The sequence below is a fragment of the Enterovibrio norvegicus FF-33 genome (genome assembly GCF_000286835.2).
In the GTDB taxonomy this organism is placed as follows: domain Bacteria; phylum Pseudomonadota; class Gammaproteobacteria; order Enterobacterales; family Vibrionaceae; genus Enterovibrio; species Enterovibrio norvegicus_A.
Genome location: NZ_AJYD02000038.1, coordinates 453,795 through 472,001, shown reverse-complemented (window position 1 = coordinate 472,001; position 18,207 = coordinate 453,795). Strand labels below are relative to the sequence as shown.

Genomic DNA, 18,207 nt, shown 5'->3' with positions numbered 1-18,207 from the left:
TTCAAGCACCATAACGCCGACACTCACAAATTATTACAAGTATGCGACTGAATATCCCCATTATCCTGACTCTACTACGCATCGCATTAATTCCCGTTTTTGTTGTCGCGTTTTACTTACCCTATGAGTGGTCGGCGTTTGCTGCTGCACTTATTTTTGTTATCGCGGGCTTCACTGATTGGCTTGATGGCTTTCTGGCGAGAACGCTCAACCAAACCACGCGGTTTGGTGCGTTTCTTGACCCTGTTGCAGACAAGGTGATGGTGGCGATTGCATTGGTCCTTATTGCAGAGCATTACCATTCGTTCTGGGTGACAATTCCTGCTGCGACTATGATTGCGCGAGAAGTGATCATTTCAGCATTGCGAGAATGGATGGCAGAGCTGGGTAAACGCGCTAGCGTTGCAGTTTCGTGGGTGGGTAAATTCAAGACAGCAGCTCAAATGTTTGCGCTGACCATGCTGCTTTGGCATGACAATGAAATCATTACCTATATTGGTTACGCAGCACTGTATGTTGCAACGGGTTTGACGTATTGGTCGATGTATCAGTATTTACTGGCGGCGAAAGATGATCTGTTGAACGCAGATTAACAGCGCATTTAGAACTAAACCGAGATTCAACAAGAAAGGCCGCATGATGATGCGGCCTTTTTTTGTATGAAGCTAGCGACTAGAACCTAGAACGTAAAGCAGACTATCTCGATCCATATTAATGATGCTTTGGAAACGACAGAGAAAATGCGGCACCTTCAAGATCTGATGTGCTGACAGTGATTGAGCCTTCATAGCTTTGGACAATGTCATCACACACGGCAAGACCAATACCTGTGCCTGGATTCAATTGATCAGCCCGCACGCCGCGCTGAAAGATGGAATCGCGGAACGCATCAGCTACGCCAGGGCCATCATCTTCGATGATCAGCAGATAACTGTCAGAGGTTTCCATCGTTCGAATACGAACTTGGCTGATGCAATATCGAAATGCATTCTCCAATAAGTTACCCAGTAATTCAGTCAGATCGTCTTTGTTCAGTGGCAGGGAAGGTAACCCTGTAAACTCAGTAGTAACAGTGACAGATTTGTCATTATAGATTTTGATGAACATGCCCGTCAGGCTATCAACTTGAGGTTGCAATAAAGTACTTTCTCGCACGAGACCTTGTTGACCTAACAAGGCACGTTTTAGTTGATACTGCACCATGTCATCCATTTGGCTGACTTGTTCGACGATGCGTTTACTCATCGCATCACGCGCTAGTGTAGAGTCATCCAAAAGCGCATTGGTGGCCGCTAGGCGACTTTTTAAACTGTGTGCAAGATCATCCATGGCATGGCGATAACGAAGCGTTTGCTCTTTGCGAAGTGTGATCATTCGGTTTAGCGCTTCCGTCACGTCTTCAAGTTCAGAGGGGTAATCTTGGTCGAGTTTTTCCCGTCGAGACTCTGCAATTTCATTGAGTTCATCAGCGAGTTTACGCAGTGGGCTGAAGCTCCAGTAGGATGCTGCATAAAGTAAACCCGTTGCACCTATAAACAGCAAGGCAACATAAAGCCAAGTTTTACGTTTTAGCGCTGACAAGCTGTTAAGTTGTGTCGAGACTTCCCGCAGTAAAAAGAAGTGTTTGCTGTCGTTGTAGGTTGCATCTGAGATGAAATGGACCACATAAGGCTTGTCGCGATAGGTGATAAGATCGGGCTCACCCATTTCATAAGGGATATGGGCGCAGATATCGCCCATGCCGTCGCGTTTTGCTTCCGATGACATCCAGAACATGCGTTGGTCTTTTTCGCAGATAAATGCAAGATAATTTGAGTTAGCATCCTTTGCTAACAACGTATCTGATGGATCGTCTTTATCGAGATCTAAAATTCTATCTCGTCGTAATTCACTAAAAATATTAGGGACGGCGGAGACTAAATCGGCGGAATAGATCGCAATATAGCTATTGATGTAGAGTTGATTGAGCAACAATCCAAACGCCAAAGAAAACACCAGAATAATAGCGATTGACGTAGAAATGACCCGTTTATGGATCGGTGGTGTTATTTTGGTGGCCATATATCCGAGTATCCTCAAGATGTTTGTTTAACACGCGCCGCTTTATGTTGTGTGACGGTTAGTTGACCTGCACTTCAAAAATGTACCCTTGACCACGAATGGTGGAAATGGGGTTGTCTTGTCCTGCTTGTGTTAGCTTCTTGCGCAAACGACTCATCATGACTTCAATGGTATTTGGGTCGCCTTCTTGATCTTGATAAAGCACGTCAAGCAGTCGCTGCTTAGAAACCACTTGACGGTTATGGCGGACAAGATATTCGAGTAAATCATATTCGAAGGCCGTCAAGTCGAGCGGCGTTTCGTCGACGGTTACTTTCTTGGCCAGCAAGTCGACAACGATTTTATCTGCTTTGATTTCCGGTTTGATAAAGCCTGCGCTGCGACGCACTAGTGCGTTCAAACGCGCAACTAGCTCTTCTTTCTGGAAGGGCTTGACTAGGTAATCGTCCCCGCCAGCGTCTAGCGCTGATACTTTGTCTTGCCAGTTAGCGCGACCAGTGAGCACGAGAATGGGCATACGAATACCTGCATGGCGAATGTCTTTGATGAGACTAACACCATCACGGTCAGGTAAACCTAGGTCGACAATCGCAATATCGTTCGGATAGTCCTTGGCCATATAGAGGCCTTCGGTGGCAGTAGCGGCGCAATGTGCTTGATTGCCAAGCGCTTGCAGTTCTGTTTTCAGGTGATGACTCAACAAGGGGTCATCTTCGACAATCAGGATTCGCATAACGAGGCACCTTTTTTATTCGCGGCAAAACGAAGCATGGCAATGCCGTTCGTCGTTTTGCTCTAGAGCTATATTTGGCAACAGATTAAGGGTCAGCAGGGAAATGCGTGAGAATTGATAGCCGACCCAGCGAACAGTGTAACGCTGTTCGCTGAATCTGAGCTGACTCGCAGGCTGAGAATGCGAGCGAATTAGGTGAGTATGACGAGCAGGGTACCTGCAAATGTCAGTAGAACGTTCGCAATGGCATAAGTGCCAGCATAACCTAGTGCAGGAATGGTACTGCGAGCATGTTGGTTGATCATGTCCATCGCAGGTGCGCAGGTACGCGCACCGATGATCGCCCCGAACAACAAAGCACGGTTCATTTTTAGGATATAGGCGCCTACAAGATAGGCGAGAATCACTGGAATAACACTGATGGCCAATGCGCCTAACATAATGGTGAAACCCATTTGTTGGAGGTATTCCCAAAGGTTGCCACCCGCGCTTAGGCCCACGCCGACCATGAAGGTCATCAGGCCAAGCTCTTTCACCATGTTGATTGCCCCTTGCGGCACATAACCAAAGGTTGGGTGGTTGGCACGAAGGAAGCCAAGCAAAATACCTGCGATAAGTAAGCCTGACGCATTACCCAGACCTAGTGTCATTTGGCCGAAAGTCATCGTGACTAGACCGAAAATCAAACCGAATATGAAAAACGAGCAGAACGCCAGCATGTCCGAAACCTGGCTATGAATAGAGATAAAGCCGATTCGCTCCGCTAAACCCAGTACGCGTCGTTTTTCTCCGCTGACCTGCAATACATCACCTTTTGATAGCAAAATATTGTGGTCCATGGGCATTTCAATTTGTGCGCGTACGACACGGTTTAAGAAGCAGCCGTATTCTGACAGATTCAGATCTGACAGGCGCTTGCCGATGATGGCGTCATTTTTCACCACAATCTCTTCTTCCACTACGCGAAGGTCGAGCAAGTCGCGGTCGAATACCTCTTTGCCGTTTCGGAAAGAAGGATCAAGACGTGCGTGGCTATCGGGGTAGCCCACTAGCGCGATTTCATCACCTTCTTGCAAAATGGCATCACCATCAGGGTTGGCCAATATGCCATTGCGGCGAATGCGTTCGATGTAACAACCTGTTTGGCGGTAAATACCGAGTTCACGCAAGTTACGCCCATCGACCCAGTTAATGAGTTCGGGGCCGACACGGTAGGCGCGAATAATAGGCAAATAGACTTTACGCTGTGACGAGCCCCCCAAACCACGTTCCATGGCGATTTGTTGCGCAGAATGTTCGAGGTTTTCTTTTTGCAATTTCGGCATTAGGTTGGCAAGCACGATGAGGCTAACCAAACCCACCAAATAGGCCAAGGCATAGCCAACACTTAGGTTATCAATCATGGCGGCTATTTCTTGCGGTGAGTAATTGACCCCTGCAAGTCCCGCATTCAGTGCGTCTTTTGCGCCAACTAAAACGGGTGTTGCTGTCAACGCCCCTGCCATCATGCCTGTTGCGATACTGCTGTCTAAACCGAATTGATAACGCATCAATAAGGTGATGCCTACCGACGCGATCAATACCGTCAGAGCGAGGACTAAATAGGATTTACCGTCACGGAAGAAGATCCCGAAAAAGTTCGGCCCCGCTTCAATGCCCACGCAAAAGATAAACAGCATAAAGCCGATATTCAGTGCTTCAGGGCTAAAAGAGAAACCTGCATGCCCAAAGCTAAGTGCGGTGACCAGCACGCCAATAGAGTTTCCAAATTGAAAGCTACCGATTCGGATTTTTCCGATACCAAGGCCAATCGCCAGTACGACGAATAGGAGGAGTATATCGTTTTGAACGAGCAGGTTGTTGACGTCTATGTTCACTGAACCATTATCCGCAGCGGGAGGAAGGGGGATTTCTTGGCGGGCATTATACGCATTTGCCATCAAATGTAATTTAAAGTTGTGAGAAAAATGGCATTTTATTTCAGGTGCTTGTCAGAATTTGAACAGAATAGTGTGAGGTGAAAGAGGTGTGTGGTTATTTCGCTGATTTTGAACAAGAAAAAGCCAGCGCGTGGCTGGCTTTTGAAAGCGATATAGCGGAGCATTTTGAGGTTGCTCAGCCAGAAGCGTGTCGATTGATTAGTCGTACAGGCCTAGGTTTGCTTTTGCATAGGCTTCGAACTCAGTAAAGCCGCCGACGTGATCTTGGTCTACGAAAATCTGTGGCACTGTATCAACAGGCTTACCGACGGTTTGCTCTAGGTCGGCTTTGCTGATGCCTTCCGCGTGGATATCAACATAGCGGTAGTTGAAATCATCACGTTCTTCTTTCAATTTGTCTGCCAGATCTTTCGCGCGCACACAGAATGGGCAACCAGGACGACCAAAAATAACTACGAACATAATCTACGATCCTATTATTTATAAACTTTTAGTGATGGTGCCAAACACATCCATGCGGCTTCATCATCTGACTTGTGCAAACTATGCCTGATGCGATTGTAAGATAAAAGAAGGTTTTAACTTTTATTCCAATCGGAGAAAGCTATCAATGAAATTTTGACCGTTCGATGGCGAGAAACACGCAGGTATACGTAAACAAGCATGTTGAGGTGCGTGTTTGGGTATAGTAAGGACCGAACCGGATTAGAATAATACCGACCCTAATGATAAGGATGAGAACATGAATGCTGCCATAGAGACGCTTTTAGCCCATCGTTCGATTCGTCAATTTGAGAGCACGCCAATTTCAGATGAACAGCGTTGCACGATTATTGACTGTGCGCGTGCAGCATCGACATCGAGTTTCATTCAGTGCACCAGCATCATTCGAGTCGTAGATAAAGAGAAACGTCGCTTGCTTGCTGAGTATGCGGGCAATCAAGCCTATGTGATGGAGGCGGCTGAATTCTTTGTTTTCTGTGCGGATTACCATCGCCACTTACAGATAAAGCCGGATGCCAAAGTCGGATTTGCGGAGCAAATGTTAATCGGGGCGGTGGATGCTGCGCTAATGGCGCAAAATGCATTGGTTGCTGCAGAGTCGATGGGGTTGGGAGGCGTATATATTGGTGGGCTTCGTAATAATCCTGACAAAGTCAGTGATCTTCTTAAACTTCCTGAACAAGTCGTCCCTTTGTTTGGTTTGTGTTTAGGTTATCCGGCGCAAGACCCAGAAGTTAAACCCCGTTTGCCTGTTGATTTGATGGTCCACGAAGATAAATATCAGCCGATGGATAAAACACGCTTAGCCGAATATGACGACGTGGTTCGTGAATACTATTCAACGCGCACAGGTGGCAATAGAACGATGAGCTGGAGTGAACAGATTTCAGCTACGTTGGACAAAGAATCACGCCCATTTATGCGTGATTTTTTACACAGTAAAGGCTTCGCCGTTAAGTAGTCATTTTGCTTGTTACGATACGGTAACTTTATGTGCGAATGGCATTAACATGTGTCAGGGTGTAACAAGATATTTTTCATGTAAATTTAATTATAACAATGGCTTATATCTATTTTACGCATCGTAATAAAGCTGTCTATGTTACATTTCTTGTCTACTTCTTCATCATTCGAAAATCTTTTTTCGCGTTAAATAAAAGTAGATTTTGATCACGTTATGAATCCCTGATAGACTCCGCGCGCTTTGGTTGTTCTCACTCGATTTGAGAAATGCCAAAAATAATTTATGGAATTGAACCATTTTTAGCCGTATGTCTTTATTAGTCATAGCGTTAACACGGTTTGGTTGTTGTTATAGGTGACGCAGTTAGGTCTTGGAACTTGGGTTTTTCCAGCGACACCTTTTAGTCGTGATTTTATTGAGTTGTAACATGAAAAAACTGAACAAAGCTACGGGCGTTCTTGCTGCCGGTTTCTTTATCAATATGTGTATTGGTATTCTGTACGCATGGTCTGTTTTCAAACAGTCTTTGGTAGAGCAGGGTTGGTCAAACGCCGATGCATCAATGCCTTACACCGTTGCAACCATCTGTTTCGCCATTTCTTTGTTGGTAGCGGGTAACCTTCAAGACCGTATGGGTCCACGTAAAGTGTTGATCTTGGGTGTTGTTATGGTTGGTATCGGCATGATCGTTTCTAGCTTTGCTACCACGCCAATGACGCTACTGCTGAGCTTTGGTGTTATCACAGGTTGTGGTATCGGCTTCGGTTACGCGTGTCTTGCTCCTGCTGCAATGAAGTGGTTCCACCCTTCGAAGAAAGGTCTGGTTAATGGCCTGATTGCTGCGGGTTTTGGTTTGGCTGCGGTTTACCTTGCGCCACTGACATCGACTCTGATCACTAACTACGGTGTTAACACCAGTTTCTTGATCCTCGGTGTGGGTATTTTGGTTCTTGCTGTGCCATTGGCTTGCACTATTAACAACCCACCTGCGGATTACACCCCAGAAGCACCTGCTGGCTACGTGGCTAAGAAAGGCGCGGGTGATATGAACGTAGGTTGGCGTGAGATGGTTAAGACGCCACAGTTTTACTCACTGTGGCTGATGTACGCATTGGCGTCTTCTGCGGGTCTGATGGTCATTGGTAACATTACCTCTATCGCGATCAACCAATCTGATTTGACGCAAGTGGCCTTCCTGGTTGTTGTTCTGGCTATCTTTAACTCTGGTGGCCGTGTTGCAGCAGGTATCTTGTCTGACAAAATCGGCGGTCTAAAAACCCTGATGCTGGCGTTCATCATGCAAGGCATCAACATGATGATGTTTGCAACCTACAACACTGAGTTCACCCTGATGGTTGGCGCTGCTGTTGCCGGTGTTGGTTACGGTACGCTTCTGGCGGTATTCCCATCTATCACTGCTGATTACTACGGTTTGAAAAACTACGGTGGTAACTATGGCGTGCTTTACACTGCTTGGGGTGTGAGTGGCTTCATTGGTCCTGTTGTTGCTGCAACAGCAGTAGACATGACCGGTAACTACGTGATGGCTTACACTGTTTGTGCCGTTATGCTGGGTGTTGCGGTTGTTCTGTCAGTTATCACTAAACCAGTGAAAGCGACGGAAACACAAGAACAGCAAGTTGCCGCGTAACGGCAGACGTTAATACGTTTCGAAGAACCCGCTCATTGAGCGGGTTTTTTAATGCCTGAAGAATGTCTCATTGACCAAGAACTTCGCGTCTTTCCCCCTCAACACTTGATTGTCCCCTCTAACCTTTTTCTTATGCTTTCTCCCCATTTCCAGCATTTTGTCAGTATTTAGAAGGGTTGAATTTATGGTCTGACCAGTGTTCGATTCTAATATTGTGTTCCACCCGTGAGAATTAATGAGACATGATAAATACCTACATTCTTTAGTGTAATTGAACGTCGTTCTATATAGACATCAGTAAGTCACTGAAAATAAAACAGTGTTCATTAAAGGTGGTTAGACCTGTCGGTTTTTTGTATGTTTTTTTAGATACGCCTGAATAGAAAACAGCGTTTGATTGTTGATCCCGCATTGGCTAGGTTGTGTTCACCACCGAATACCAGGAGGGTATTAACATGCATTCAGTGGATTCAACCTGTGTGAACAGTGAGCGTGAACAAATAGACAAGATTCAGGCGGGGCATCCCTTAGCCCGCAATTACTTTGACCAGCTGGTCGCTTGCTATTTGTCACCATTACATCGTCGATGCATGGCTTGGTTGGGGTGTCCTTATGATGCGGATGACGTATTGCAGGAAACCTTAGTGCGGAGTTACCGCTACATCCATGCCTACCGCGGCGAAGCAGCATTCAGAAGCTGGCTATATGCAATTGCAGACAACCAGTGCAGAAGCTATTTAAAAAAGCGCGCGACTCATGCACAGCGCTTTGTCTCCGACGAGACACAAGAAGAAGCGGGCAGTGAAGAAAAATGTCCGGTCACAACAGAAGATGGCATTTCACATACGGTGAAATCGTTAGCGAAAACGGCGCAGGAAATTCTTGTGCTCCGGTTTGAGCATGACTTGTCGTTGGAAGAGATCAGCAATGTATTGGGGCTGGGGTTAAGCGCAACGAAAATGCGTTTATACCGAGCGATTGATGCGGCTGAGAAACATGTGGTGAGAGAAGAGGGGCTGCTCGCGATTGCGTGAGAGTAGATTTATACCCGAGTCACCTCAACATGCGGGTGATTCTGTATATCGAGGTCACTCAGGTATATAAAGCGAGAGACATTAAACGTTTACCATTAATAAAAGAAAACCGCCAAATTGGCGGTTTTCTTGTTTCATTCAGCCTAGCAATACGCGCGTTGGCAGATCTGAGAGTGTTAGCAAATCACTTTAATGGCTAGACCGCCTTGAGACGTTTCGCGGTATTTCGCGTTCATGTCTTTGCCGGTTTCCAGCATGGTCTCAATAACCTTGTCCAAAGAAACACGAGGCTCAGACGAACGGCGAAGCGCCATACGCGTTGAGTTGATTGCTTTCATTGCAGCAATGCCGTTACGTTCGATGCAAGGAACCTGTACCTGACCAGCGACAGGGTCACACGTGAGACCAAGGTTGTGTTCCATGCCGATTTCAGCAGCAATACACACCTGTTGTGCGCTACCGCCCATCAGTTCAGCAAGACCGGCTGCAGCCATAGAACAAGCAACACCCACTTCACCCTGACAACCAACTTCCGCACCTGAAATAGACGCGTTTTGCTTGTAAAGGCCACCAATCGCGCCAGTTACTGCAAAGTAGCGAATATATTCACGTGGGCCAACGTTCTGGATGAACTTGTCGTAGTACGCCAAAACCGCAGGGATGATGCCACATGCGCCGTTTGTTGGTGCAGTGACTACGCGACCGCCCGCTGCGTTTTCTTCGTTAACTGCAAACGCGAACATGTTTACCCAGTCAATCACTGCCATCGGATCGTTTGAGAATTTCTCAGACGAGATAAGCTGTTGACGCAACGCTGCAGCACGACGTGGAACGCGCAGAGGGCCAGGTAGAACACCTTCGTTGCTCATGCCGCGATCTAAACACTCGCGCATGGTGCGCCAAATGTTACCGAAATAGGTTTGGATCTCTTCTTCAGAGTGCATGGCGTGCATGTTAGCCATGACAACGGCACTGATCGACAATCCGGTTTCTTTACAATGACTCAGCAGTTCTTCAGCGCTGTTGAAATCGTAAGGGACTTTGATTTTGTTAGCGTCTTCTTTGCCGAAGTTTTCTTCATCAACGATGAAACCACCGCCGATAGAGTAATACGTTTTGGTGTAGATCTTCTCTTCGCCGTTCCACGCATGAATTTGCATGCCGTTTTCGTGCAATGGCAAATTGGTGTTGTGGAAGTTCATGCCGCCTTCACGTGGGAAATCCACCGTATGGCAATGCATGCCAACCGGCATACGTTCGGTTTCTTCAACGCGTGCGATAAAGCCCGGAATGCTATCGATATCTACATGTTCAGGGGTGTTGCCCGCCAAACCCATGATGATCGCGACATCGGTATGGTGGCCTTTACCTGTAAGAGAGAGTGAGCCATAGACATCAACGGTGATTTTGGTGGTGTCACGGAGCATTTCTTTGCTACGCAAATCGTCGATGAAAGATTTGCCGGCTTTCATTGGGCCGACAGTGTGAGAGCTTGAAGGGCCTACACCGATCTTGAAGATGTCAAAAACGCTGATCATTAGTCATACCTCAGTCAATGCCCGCGTTTTACACAAAGCGAACATTTGGATTTAGTTTTTCGTTTATCCATCCATGGAGGCGACGTAAATCAGTACCGTAGGGGAAGTCTGGGGTTACTGATTTAGAAAGCAAAAAGAGCAAGATGCGTGAAAAGCATCCTGCTCTATAATTCGTGGCTATTCTACACGATTTATTACGATACGAAACTGTACATAATCGCTGAAATTGCTACTAGACCCATGAAGGTGACGAAGATGTTGCTCGCCTTGCCACCGAACTTCTGCATCGCGGGTACTTTCTTGATTGCGTACATCGGCATGATGAACAGAATCGTTGCGATGATTGGGCCACCCAGTGACTCGATCATGCCCAGAATGCTTGGGTTGATGGTTGCTACAATCCAGCTAGTGATGATAACGAACGTCACGGTGAACATGTCGATTTTCTTCAAGTTAACTGTTTTGTTGCGTGAACGCAGTTGCTTGATGATGAGACCGTTCAGACCTTCACGTGCACCCATGTAGTGACCGAAGAAAGAAGAGACGATAGCAACGAAAGCAACAACAGGACCCAAGTAAGAAATGAATGGGCTGTCGTGCTTGTTCGCAAGGTAAGACAGAACCGCCAAGTTTTGAGCTTTTGCTTCTGCAAGGTCAGCAGGCGTTAGGCTTAGTACGCAAGAGAACACGAACAGCATAACGAAGCCAAGCAACATACCAGACGTGCGAATCAGGATTTGTTTCGCTTTACGTTCTGCGTCGTCACCGTAGTTGCGCGTTTGTGCCATAGAGAATGCAGAAATTGCAGGGCTGTGGTTAAACGCGAAGACCAATACAGGAATAGAAATCCAGATGGTGGTCATGAAGTCACCGGCTGAAGGCACTTGCTGCAGTGCAGACATGTTCCAATCAGGGATAAGGTAAACAGACATGAACAGTAGGATGGTCACTAGCGGGTAAACCAAGAACTGAGTCACTTTCAACATCAGTTTCTCACCCGCCAGCATGACAGACATCATGCCAAGGATAAGAACAATTGAAAGTACAGCGCGTGGAAGTGATTCCATGCCTAGCTGGTTAACCATGAAAGAGTCAACCGTGTTGGTAATACCAACGCCGTAAATCAGAACGATTGGGTAAATCGCGAAAAAGTATAGCAAAGTGATGAGTTTACCCGCTGTCGCGCCGAAGTGCTCTTCAACAACTTCAGTAATGTCGCTACCTGGTTTTTTAGATGACAGTACAAAACGTGCCAAACCACGGTGAGCCAGATAAGTCATAGGACCTACCAGAACAGCGAGAGCAACCAGCGGCCAGAATCCGTTTAAGCCTGCATTGATTGGAAGAAAGAGGATACCTGCACCTACAGCTGTTCCGAACAGCGATAGCATCCAAGTTGTGTCTTGCGCTGACCACTTCATTTTGTCTGCGCTGGAAGTTACGGTGGAGTGAGTATTCATCAATTAGTCACCAAAATAATACGGAACGGATCTGAATTTGATGCGTATTATTTACATTTTTGCAGACTATAAAGTGATGAGGATCACTTTTTGTAGCAATAATAATTCGTGCAACGAATTTAATTGATCTGACCCCGTTATCAATTTTTATGGTTTAAAAACTATGTTTAAACACACTAAAAATAGTTTATTAAATCAAAATTAGTTTAGAGAAAGTTGCCGACTGAGCGCATGAAGGATTTGTGCGGTGACCCCCCAAATCAGGTGTTCTTGGTAGCTCATGGCATAGATATCGTAGGTATTCCCGCGAACGAGGAAGGGTTGCTTGCGAATGGCTTTTCGTCTCAAAAACTGAGCGAGTGGTACTTCAAAGAGCGTATCGACTTCGTTGGAATCGATGACGGGGGTGTAAGAAGGATCAACAAAAGCTATAACCGGTGTGACGAGATACCCACTCACGGTAGGTAATGACGCCAAACAGCCGAGAAGATCATCGCGATTTGTGCAGACACCGATCTCTTCTTCCATTTCTCTGATCGCCGTTTCAACGATGTCTTGGTCTGAATTTTCGACTTTGCCGCCAGGGAAACTAATTTGGCCGGGGTGATGCTTCAAATGCGTGGCGCGCTTGGTTAGCAAGACATGCAATTCACCGTTTCTCTCTGCCAGCGCAATCATCACGGCTGCAGGGCGTAACTCACTCCCTACCTGGCGTTTCATGGCGTCGGTGGCGCGTTGTATCACGCGCTCGTCGTAATTGTGGCTGGGGCTGAGGCTAAAGCGTTGAACCAGCCAGTTTCGAGAAAGGGGGCGCATGGGGCTTTGGCGCGTCTGAGGCGCCAAAATAGCAGATTGATTCAACGTGATTGTACTGTTCATCCTTGCTGCATTTTCCATGCGTACTTCCTAGGTGCTTGCTAAGACTGTGTTTGCCAATACTGTGTATGAAGGCTACGTATGGGAAGACCATACTGACGAAAGCTATTTTACTTAGACAAGGTCGGCAGGATTTTGCTGAGTTTGTCTAATGTTTCTTGATATTCCGATGCGGCTTCACTGTCTGCAACAACGCCACCGCCTGCCCATGCATAGATACGTTGTTTATGACAAACAAGCGTGCGAATCGTGATGCTTGTGTCCATCGTGCCGCAACGGCTGATATATCCCATGCTGCCACAATAAATGCTTCGACGGTGAGGTTCGAGTTCTTCAATGATTTCCATTGCTCTGACCTTTGGTGCGCCGGTAATGGAACCGCCAGGGAAGCACGCGCGGAGCAAATCCGTGGCATGTTTTCCTTCCGAGAGCGTTCCCGTTACGGTACTGACCATGTGGTGAACGGCTGGGAATGTCTCAATATTAAAAAGTTTAGGCACATTTACTGAACCTGGCGAGGCAACACGGCCAATATCATTACGAAGTAGGTCGACGATCATCAGGTTTTCTGCGCGATCTTTCTCTGCATGTTGTAAGCAGTGGATGTTATCTGCATCTACTTTTGGGTCGTCGCTTCGAGGACGCGTCCCTTTAATCGGTTTGGTTTCGATGGCTTGGTCATGCAGTTGCAAGAAACGTTCTGGCGACACAGAAAGAATGGCGCTGTCTTCCATGCGCATAAACCCAGAAAATGGCGCCCCATTAATGTGGGCAAGACGCTGATACGCTTCCCATTCGCTGCCAAGATAAGGGGCTTCAAAACGTTGTGCTAAGTTAATTTGATAGCAGTCCCCGGATGTGAGGTATGCCTGTACGCAATTGAACTTCTCGGTATAGCTTTGCGGCGTCATGTTCGCTTGCCATTGGCCTTCAAGCGTAAAGTCTTGTTGCTCAGGCGCACATTGTTTATTCAGCCAAACCAAACGCTGCTCACCTGCAGGCTGAATGACAACCATTTTCTTTTCCTGATGATCAGCAATGATCGCCCAATCATAAATGCCGATTGCTAGATCGGGGATATCGATATCCCGCATGGCTAATGCTGGCAGTGTTTCGACCTGACGCCCTAAATCGTAACTGAAATACCCTAACGCGCCGCCTAAGAAAGGCCAAGGGGCGATATGGTCAAGTTTCGGAAGCAGTGCTGTTTGCAGTGCGTGAAGTTCTTCAAACGGATCTGTCTCGCTGGCAGATGTTCGTCCATCACGATAGCGAATTAGGTTAATGCCGTTTTCGTTGCACAAAGTGGCAATGGGATCGGCAACGAGAATGTCGAATCGATTGTCGGGGTGTGACTGCGCAGCAGATTGCAGCAGCATGGCCCAAGGCAAATGTTCGATTCGAGAAAATAAGGACGTGAGCGCTGACGGAGAGTACTCAAGAAACTGCAAAGAGATAGGCGTTCGTCTGGATTCTGTCATTTTCGTGTTTTTGTGATCGGCATTGATGCGTCAATTGGCGCTGATTGGGTCGTAAGAGTATCATATTCGCGGGGTTTATACTCAAGCCGCCAACAGGCAGTTTTTGCATTTAGCACAACGTGGAAAGCAAAACACACGAACGGTTTCGGGCATGATGCCTGTCTATCATGTGTTTGACACATACAAAGATACAGTTAGGTCGCTCCCCCAAAAGCGGCCTACGCTTTGACTATAAGAACGCTTTACTGGAAGCTCTGTTTAGCCCGCACCAATAAGCGAGTAAGCAGCGCCAAGGAATCATAACAATGAAAGAGGCAACTATGACCTTCATTCGTAAGGAAGACGTTATCGACAGTGTCGCTGACGCCCTGCAGTATATTTCTTACTATCACCCTATCGATTTTGTTCAAGCCCTTGAAAAGGCCTACAACAAAGAGCAAAGCCAAGCAGCTAAAGACGCCATCGCGCAAATTCTAATCAACTCGCGTATGTCCGCTGAAGGAAAACGTCCTATTTGTCAGGACACCGGCATCGTAACGTGTTTCGTGAACATTGGTATGAATGTTCAGTGGGAAGGCGACATGACCGTGCAGCAAATGGTCGATGAAGGTGTACGCCGCGCTTACAACAATTCCGATAACCCTCTGCGTGCGTCTGTGGTTGCTGACCCTGCAGGCAAACGTCTTAATACTAAAGACAATACGCCAGCGGTTGTGCACATCAATATGGTGCCAGGTAACACGGTAGAAATTCAAATTGCAGCCAAGGGCGGCGGTTCAGAAAACAAAACCAAAATGGTAATGCTGAACCCTTCTGACGATGTAGCGGCGTGGGTAGAAAAAACGCTGCCAACCATGGGGGCGGGTTGGTGTCCACCGGGTATGCTGGGTATAGGCATTGGCGGTACGGCTGAGAAAGCGGCAGTACTGGCGAAAGAATCGTTGATGGAACACATCGACATTCAAGAGCTTATCGATCGCGGCCCGCAAAATGCGGAAGAAGAACTTCGTTTAGATATTTTTGACCGTGTAAATCGACTCGGTATTGGCGCACAAGGCCTTGGTGGCTTGACCACCGTGGTTGATGTGAAGATCAAAACCGCCCCGACCCATGCGGCGTCTAAACCCGTTTGTTTGATCCCGAACTGTGCGGCAACGCGCCACGTGCATTTCACCCTTGACGGCTCAGGCCCTGCGGAATTGGTGCCACCAAAGCTAGAAGAATGGCCAGAAGTGACATGGGAAGTGGGCGACAACGTGCGTCGCGTTAACCTAGATAACATCAGTAAAGATGATATCCAAGAGTGGAAAACTGGGGAAACTGTGCTTCTGTCTGGCAAGATCTTAACCGGTCGCGATGCCGCGCATAAACGTATTCAAGAAATGTTGAACAACGGTGAAGGCTTGCCAGAAGGCGTCGACTTTAATGGTCGCTTCATCTATTACGTTGGCCCTGTTGACGCAGTGGGCGACGAAGCGGTAGGCCCGGCAGGCCCAACAACCTCAACGCGCATGGATAAGTTCACCGAGATGATGCTGGGTGATACTGGCCTTATTGGCATGATCGGTAAAGCCGAGCGCGGCCCCGCGACGGTTGAATCTATCAAGCAGCATAAAGCGGTCTATTTGATGGCCGTTGGCGGCGCTGCATACCTTGTTTCAAAAGCCATCAAGAAAGCGCGCGTTGTCGCGTTTGAAGATTTGGGTATGGAAGCAATATACGAATTCGACGTTGTGGACATGCCAGTGACCGTAGCCGTTGACTCACGCGGTGACAACGCGCACCAAATTGGCCCGGATACGTGGAAAGTGAAAATCGCTGAGATGGACGGTTAACGCCATCAATATTTAGTGTCAAAGCCGCAGCGAGTGTTGCGGCTTCTTTCTATAATCATTACCTGTCAACGCAAAGGCTTACTGAGTCAACATTAACAGCGTGTCTCATGTTCAAGACCTTCCCTGCAAAAATACTTTCCTGTGCTCCATTCTTACTCACATGGCGATAACATTATTACATTGTCTAACTTCCCATTACTGAAGGTCTATTCAGGGGCGGTAGCGTGGCAAAATACAGGGCTATATACGAGAGAGTGGGCTGGTCACACCCTGCGCACCGTTCTGTAGAATATGCGTATAGATTTGTGTGGTTCGCACGTCAGAATGACCTAGCTGTGCTTGGACTGTACGAATATCTGCCCCTGATTGCAGTAAGTGCGTCGCGAATGAATGCCTTAACGTGTGCGGCGTGACGTGCTTTTGTATGTCGGCCAATTTGGTGGTTGATCTCACGGCGCGTTGAATTTGCTTTTCGTCAATATGATGGCGACGCACAAGGCCGTTTTCTGGGTCTTCACTGAGTTTTTGCGAAGGGAACAGATATTGCCACGGCAGTGCACGAGATTGAGTTTGGTATTTCTCCCTGAGTCGATGTGGCATCCAAACGCCAGAGAAACTCGGATTTTTATTATCAAGGCTTAGTACGTAATCGACGTGTTGAATTTGAGCACGAAGGGCATTGAATAGCTCGGGGGCGAGTGTGACGACACGGTTCTTGCCGCCTTTACCATCGATAACTTTGATGCAGCGAAAATCAAAATCAACGTCTTTTACGCGCAGACGCACCGCTTCCATCAGGCGTAAACCGCTGCCATACATGAGCGAGCAGGCGAGATGGTGCGTGGGCGGGCAGCAATCTAAAAAGCGTTTTATTTCACTGTGTGTGAGCACTTCAGGAAGCTTTTGCTTTTTTTGGCTTGAAACGAAATTCAGCTTTAGTGACAGTGGGCTATCAAGAATTTCTTTGTAAAGAAAGGCCAAGGCGTTTAGAGCCAGCGCTTGTGTGTTTGCCGCTACATCTTTTTTGTTCACGAGATCATTGAGGAACTCTTCGACTTCTTTATCGCCCATTGTTGAAGGGTGACGCATTTGATGAAACCGGATGTAAGTTGAGATCCAATGAAGGTACGCTTGTATGGTCCGCTTCGCGTAGCGTTGAACATACATTTTCTCGCTTATCATTTGAAGAAAGGGGGACGTCATTGTTGTTTTACTGCCTTTTGGATACTGTGAATGCATCCAGTTTAGCTAATGACGGTGCATAATATTCACCGACGCCGTTTTGGGGTGTTTCCTCTTGCCAACTTTGAGATGTGCGCGATAAGGTTTTTGAAAACAATATGTTGCTCACTAAGGAAAAGTGGGCATCCGTAATTATGGGACATGTTGGGGTGTTTAAATGCACCACTTTGATGTCTATTAAAATGTTATACGCTGTAATTTTACTTACATGTAAGCAGCGACTTTGAGCGCCAAACCACAGTGGTTTTCTCAACAAAAAAGCGGTTTGGTTTTGGATCGCCGCTCACCATTGAAAGTGTTGCAAACAAGCCATCAATGGCCAGAAAAGACCAAGCATCCTGCGGGCTGTTTGCAAAGGCAAAAGGCGAGATGTGGCTAATCAATTGGATTGGGTGGCAGCTTTATAACAAAGGCTTTCAAGGCGGACGCAAAACATCTCCGCAAATTTTGTTAAATCAACTTTTGGCGTTTAAGGTGGCTTTTGTACGTGAAGCTAATGTTTTTCGCCCCTTAAAACGACGTTAGCTGCCTGTTCTTTCTTGATGTACTTGGTACGAAGTTTGGTAGCTAAACCTGCTTTTTATAGCAGGTGGTTTAAATGGGTCTGACTTTAGATTTCAAATCGTCTGTTGGTTAAAGTGTTTGTTTTATCGGTTGAAGCGCAGAATTCAAATCAAAGGGCTTTTTCTTGGTGGTTCACTCAAGTCATTTGGTTTGTGTTTAAGTCATTCTTTTTGTTCAAAAGGGTGGTTGGCGGCAAGCCGCGAACAATCGAATCTTGCGCTAACAAGGCTATCAACAGGACGCAATTTCGGTTCGGTGTTTTTCAAAACATCGTGAATACAATGGTTTAAGCGGTATTGGGTGGTTTGATATGCGCCTGTTATG

Annotated in this window: 15 protein-coding genes; 6 read left to right on the top strand and 9 right to left on the bottom strand. The window is 47.0% G+C overall.

Annotation, left to right across the window (positions count from 1 at the left end):
- Nucleotides 1-41 precede the first annotated feature (41 nt).
- The gene (pgsA, locus tag A1OO_RS10380) at nt 42-593 is read left to right on the top strand and encodes a CDP-diacylglycerol--glycerol-3-phosphate 3-phosphatidyltransferase (protein WP_016958060.1); all 552 of its coding nucleotides are present in this window, start codon (nt 42-44) and stop codon (nt 591-593) included.
- A 118-nt stretch (nt 594-711) separates the two neighbouring features.
- On the opposite strand, the gene A1OO_RS10375 is transcribed toward pgsA, so the two are convergent.
- From A1OO_RS10375 to A1OO_RS10360, 4 genes are all read right to left on the bottom strand, one after another.
- Nucleotides 712-2,061: an ATP-binding protein gene (locus tag A1OO_RS10375; RefSeq protein ID WP_017002974.1), complete on the bottom strand. Its 1,350-nt coding sequence runs from the start codon at nt 2,059-2,061 to the stop codon at nt 712-714.
- A 58-nt stretch (nt 2,062-2,119) separates the two neighbouring features.
- Nucleotides 2,120-2,794, bottom strand: coding sequence for a response regulator (locus tag A1OO_RS10370; protein ID WP_016958058.1), 675 nt, complete (start codon nt 2,792-2,794; stop codon nt 2,120-2,122).
- A gap of 191 nt (nt 2,795-2,985) precedes the next feature.
- The gene (locus A1OO_RS10365; RefSeq protein ID WP_026023805.1) at nt 2,986-4,671 is read right to left on the bottom strand and encodes an aspartate:alanine antiporter; all 1,686 of its coding nucleotides are present in this window, start codon (nt 4,669-4,671) and stop codon (nt 2,986-2,988) included.
- A gap of 261 nt (nt 4,672-4,932) precedes the next feature.
- Nucleotides 4,933-5,196, bottom strand: a complete 264-nt coding sequence (locus A1OO_RS10360; protein ID WP_016958056.1) for a GrxA family glutaredoxin — start codon at nt 5,194-5,196, stop codon at nt 4,933-4,935.
- Nucleotides 5,197-5,476: 280 nt separating this feature from the next.
- On the opposite strand from A1OO_RS10360, the gene nfsA reads away from it, so the two are divergent.
- The 3 genes from nfsA to A1OO_RS10345 all read left to right on the top strand — a co-directional run bounded on the left by nfsA (nt 5,477) and on the right by A1OO_RS10345 (nt 8,887).
- The gene (gene nfsA, locus A1OO_RS10355) at nt 5,477-6,199 is read left to right on the top strand and encodes an oxygen-insensitive NADPH nitroreductase (RefSeq protein WP_016958055.1); all 723 of its coding nucleotides are present in this window, start codon (nt 5,477-5,479) and stop codon (nt 6,197-6,199) included.
- Between the two features lie 430 nt (nt 6,200-6,629).
- On the top strand, nt 6,630-7,853 hold the full coding sequence (locus A1OO_RS10350; protein WP_016958054.1) for an L-lactate MFS transporter: 1,224 nt from the start codon (nt 6,630-6,632) through the stop codon (nt 7,851-7,853).
- 455 nt (nt 7,854-8,308) lie between these two features.
- Nucleotides 8,309-8,887: an RNA polymerase sigma factor gene (locus A1OO_RS10345; protein WP_016958053.1), complete on the top strand. Its 579-nt coding sequence runs from the start codon at nt 8,309-8,311 to the stop codon at nt 8,885-8,887.
- Nucleotides 8,888-9,063: 176 nt separating this feature from the next.
- On the opposite strand, the gene A1OO_RS10340 is transcribed toward A1OO_RS10345, so the two are convergent.
- The 4 genes from A1OO_RS10340 to pabB form a co-directional block, all read right to left on the bottom strand.
- Nucleotides 9,064-10,425, bottom strand: a complete 1,362-nt coding sequence (locus tag A1OO_RS10340; RefSeq protein WP_016958052.1) for an L-serine ammonia-lyase — start codon at nt 10,423-10,425, stop codon at nt 9,064-9,066.
- A gap of 194 nt (nt 10,426-10,619) precedes the next feature.
- Entirely contained in the window at nt 10,620-11,885 is a 1,266-nt protein-coding gene (locus A1OO_RS10335; protein ID WP_017002973.1) for a serine/threonine transporter, read from the bottom strand.
- A gap of 201 nt (nt 11,886-12,086) precedes the next feature.
- Entirely contained in the window at nt 12,087-12,764 is a 678-nt protein-coding gene (locus A1OO_RS10330) for a CoA pyrophosphatase (protein ID WP_241819091.1), read from the bottom strand.
- A gap of 107 nt (nt 12,765-12,871) precedes the next feature.
- Nucleotides 12,872-14,242 carry an aminodeoxychorismate synthase component I gene (gene pabB, locus A1OO_RS10325; RefSeq protein ID WP_026023804.1) on the bottom strand — a complete coding sequence of 457 codons (1,371 nt, stop codon included), beginning with the start codon at nt 14,240-14,242 and terminating at the stop codon, nt 12,872-12,874.
- Nucleotides 14,243-14,562: 320 nt separating this feature from the next.
- On the opposite strand from pabB, the gene A1OO_RS10320 reads away from it, so the two are divergent.
- Nucleotides 14,563-16,077, top strand: a complete 1,515-nt coding sequence (locus tag A1OO_RS10320) for a fumarate hydratase (RefSeq protein ID WP_026023803.1) — start codon at nt 14,563-14,565, stop codon at nt 16,075-16,077.
- Nucleotides 16,078-16,317: 240 nt separating this feature from the next.
- On the opposite strand, the gene A1OO_RS10315 is transcribed toward A1OO_RS10320, so the two are convergent.
- The gene (locus tag A1OO_RS10315) at nt 16,318-17,280 is read right to left on the bottom strand and encodes an integron integrase (RefSeq protein ID WP_026023802.1); all 963 of its coding nucleotides are present in this window, start codon (nt 17,278-17,280) and stop codon (nt 16,318-16,320) included.
- Nucleotides 17,281-17,559: 279 nt separating this feature from the next.
- Between A1OO_RS10315 and A1OO_RS10310 the strand changes: the two genes are divergently transcribed.
- Nucleotides 17,560-17,844 carry a hypothetical protein gene (locus A1OO_RS10310; RefSeq protein WP_017002969.1) on the top strand — a complete coding sequence of 95 codons (285 nt, stop codon included), beginning with the start codon at nt 17,560-17,562 and terminating at the stop codon, nt 17,842-17,844.
- The last annotated feature ends 363 nt before the right edge of the window (nt 17,845-18,207 follow it).

Bases quoted from the DNA above. Each gene is read 5' to 3' on its own strand.
- pgsA (WP_016958060.1), top strand. From the start codon at position 42: ATGCGACTGAATATCCCCATTATCCTGACTCTACTACGCATCGCATTA.
- A1OO_RS10375 (WP_017002974.1), bottom strand. From the start codon at position 2,061: ATGGCCACCAAAATAACACCACCGATCCATAAACGGGTCATTTCTACG.
- A1OO_RS10370 (WP_016958058.1), bottom strand. From the start codon at position 2,794: ATGCGAATCCTGATTGTCGAAGATGACCCCTTGTTGAGTCATCACCTG.
- A1OO_RS10360 (WP_016958056.1), bottom strand. From the start codon at position 5,196: ATGTTCGTAGTTATTTTTGGTCGTCCTGGTTGCCCATTCTGTGTGCGC.
- nfsA (WP_016958055.1), top strand. From the start codon at position 5,477: ATGAATGCTGCCATAGAGACGCTTTTAGCCCATCGTTCGATTCGTCAA.
- A1OO_RS10350 (WP_016958054.1), top strand. From the start codon at position 6,630: ATGAAAAAACTGAACAAAGCTACGGGCGTTCTTGCTGCCGGTTTCTTT.
- A1OO_RS10345 (WP_016958053.1), top strand. From the start codon at position 8,309: ATGCATTCAGTGGATTCAACCTGTGTGAACAGTGAGCGTGAACAAATA.
- A1OO_RS10340 (WP_016958052.1), bottom strand. From the start codon at position 10,425: ATGATCAGCGTTTTTGACATCTTCAAGATCGGTGTAGGCCCTTCAAGC.
- A1OO_RS10335 (WP_017002973.1), bottom strand. From the start codon at position 11,885: ATGAATACTCACTCCACCGTAACTTCCAGCGCAGACAAAATGAAGTGG.
- A1OO_RS10330 (WP_241819091.1), bottom strand. From the start codon at position 12,764: ATGAACAGTACAATCACGTTGAATCAATCTGCTATTTTGGCGCCTCAG.
- pabB (WP_026023804.1), bottom strand. From the start codon at position 14,242: ATGACAGAATCCAGACGAACGCCTATCTCTTTGCAGTTTCTTGAGTAC.
- A1OO_RS10320 (WP_026023803.1), top strand. From the start codon at position 14,563: ATGACCTTCATTCGTAAGGAAGACGTTATCGACAGTGTCGCTGACGCC.
- A1OO_RS10315 (WP_026023802.1), bottom strand. From the start codon at position 17,280: ATGACGTCCCCCTTTCTTCAAATGATAAGCGAGAAAATGTATGTTCAA.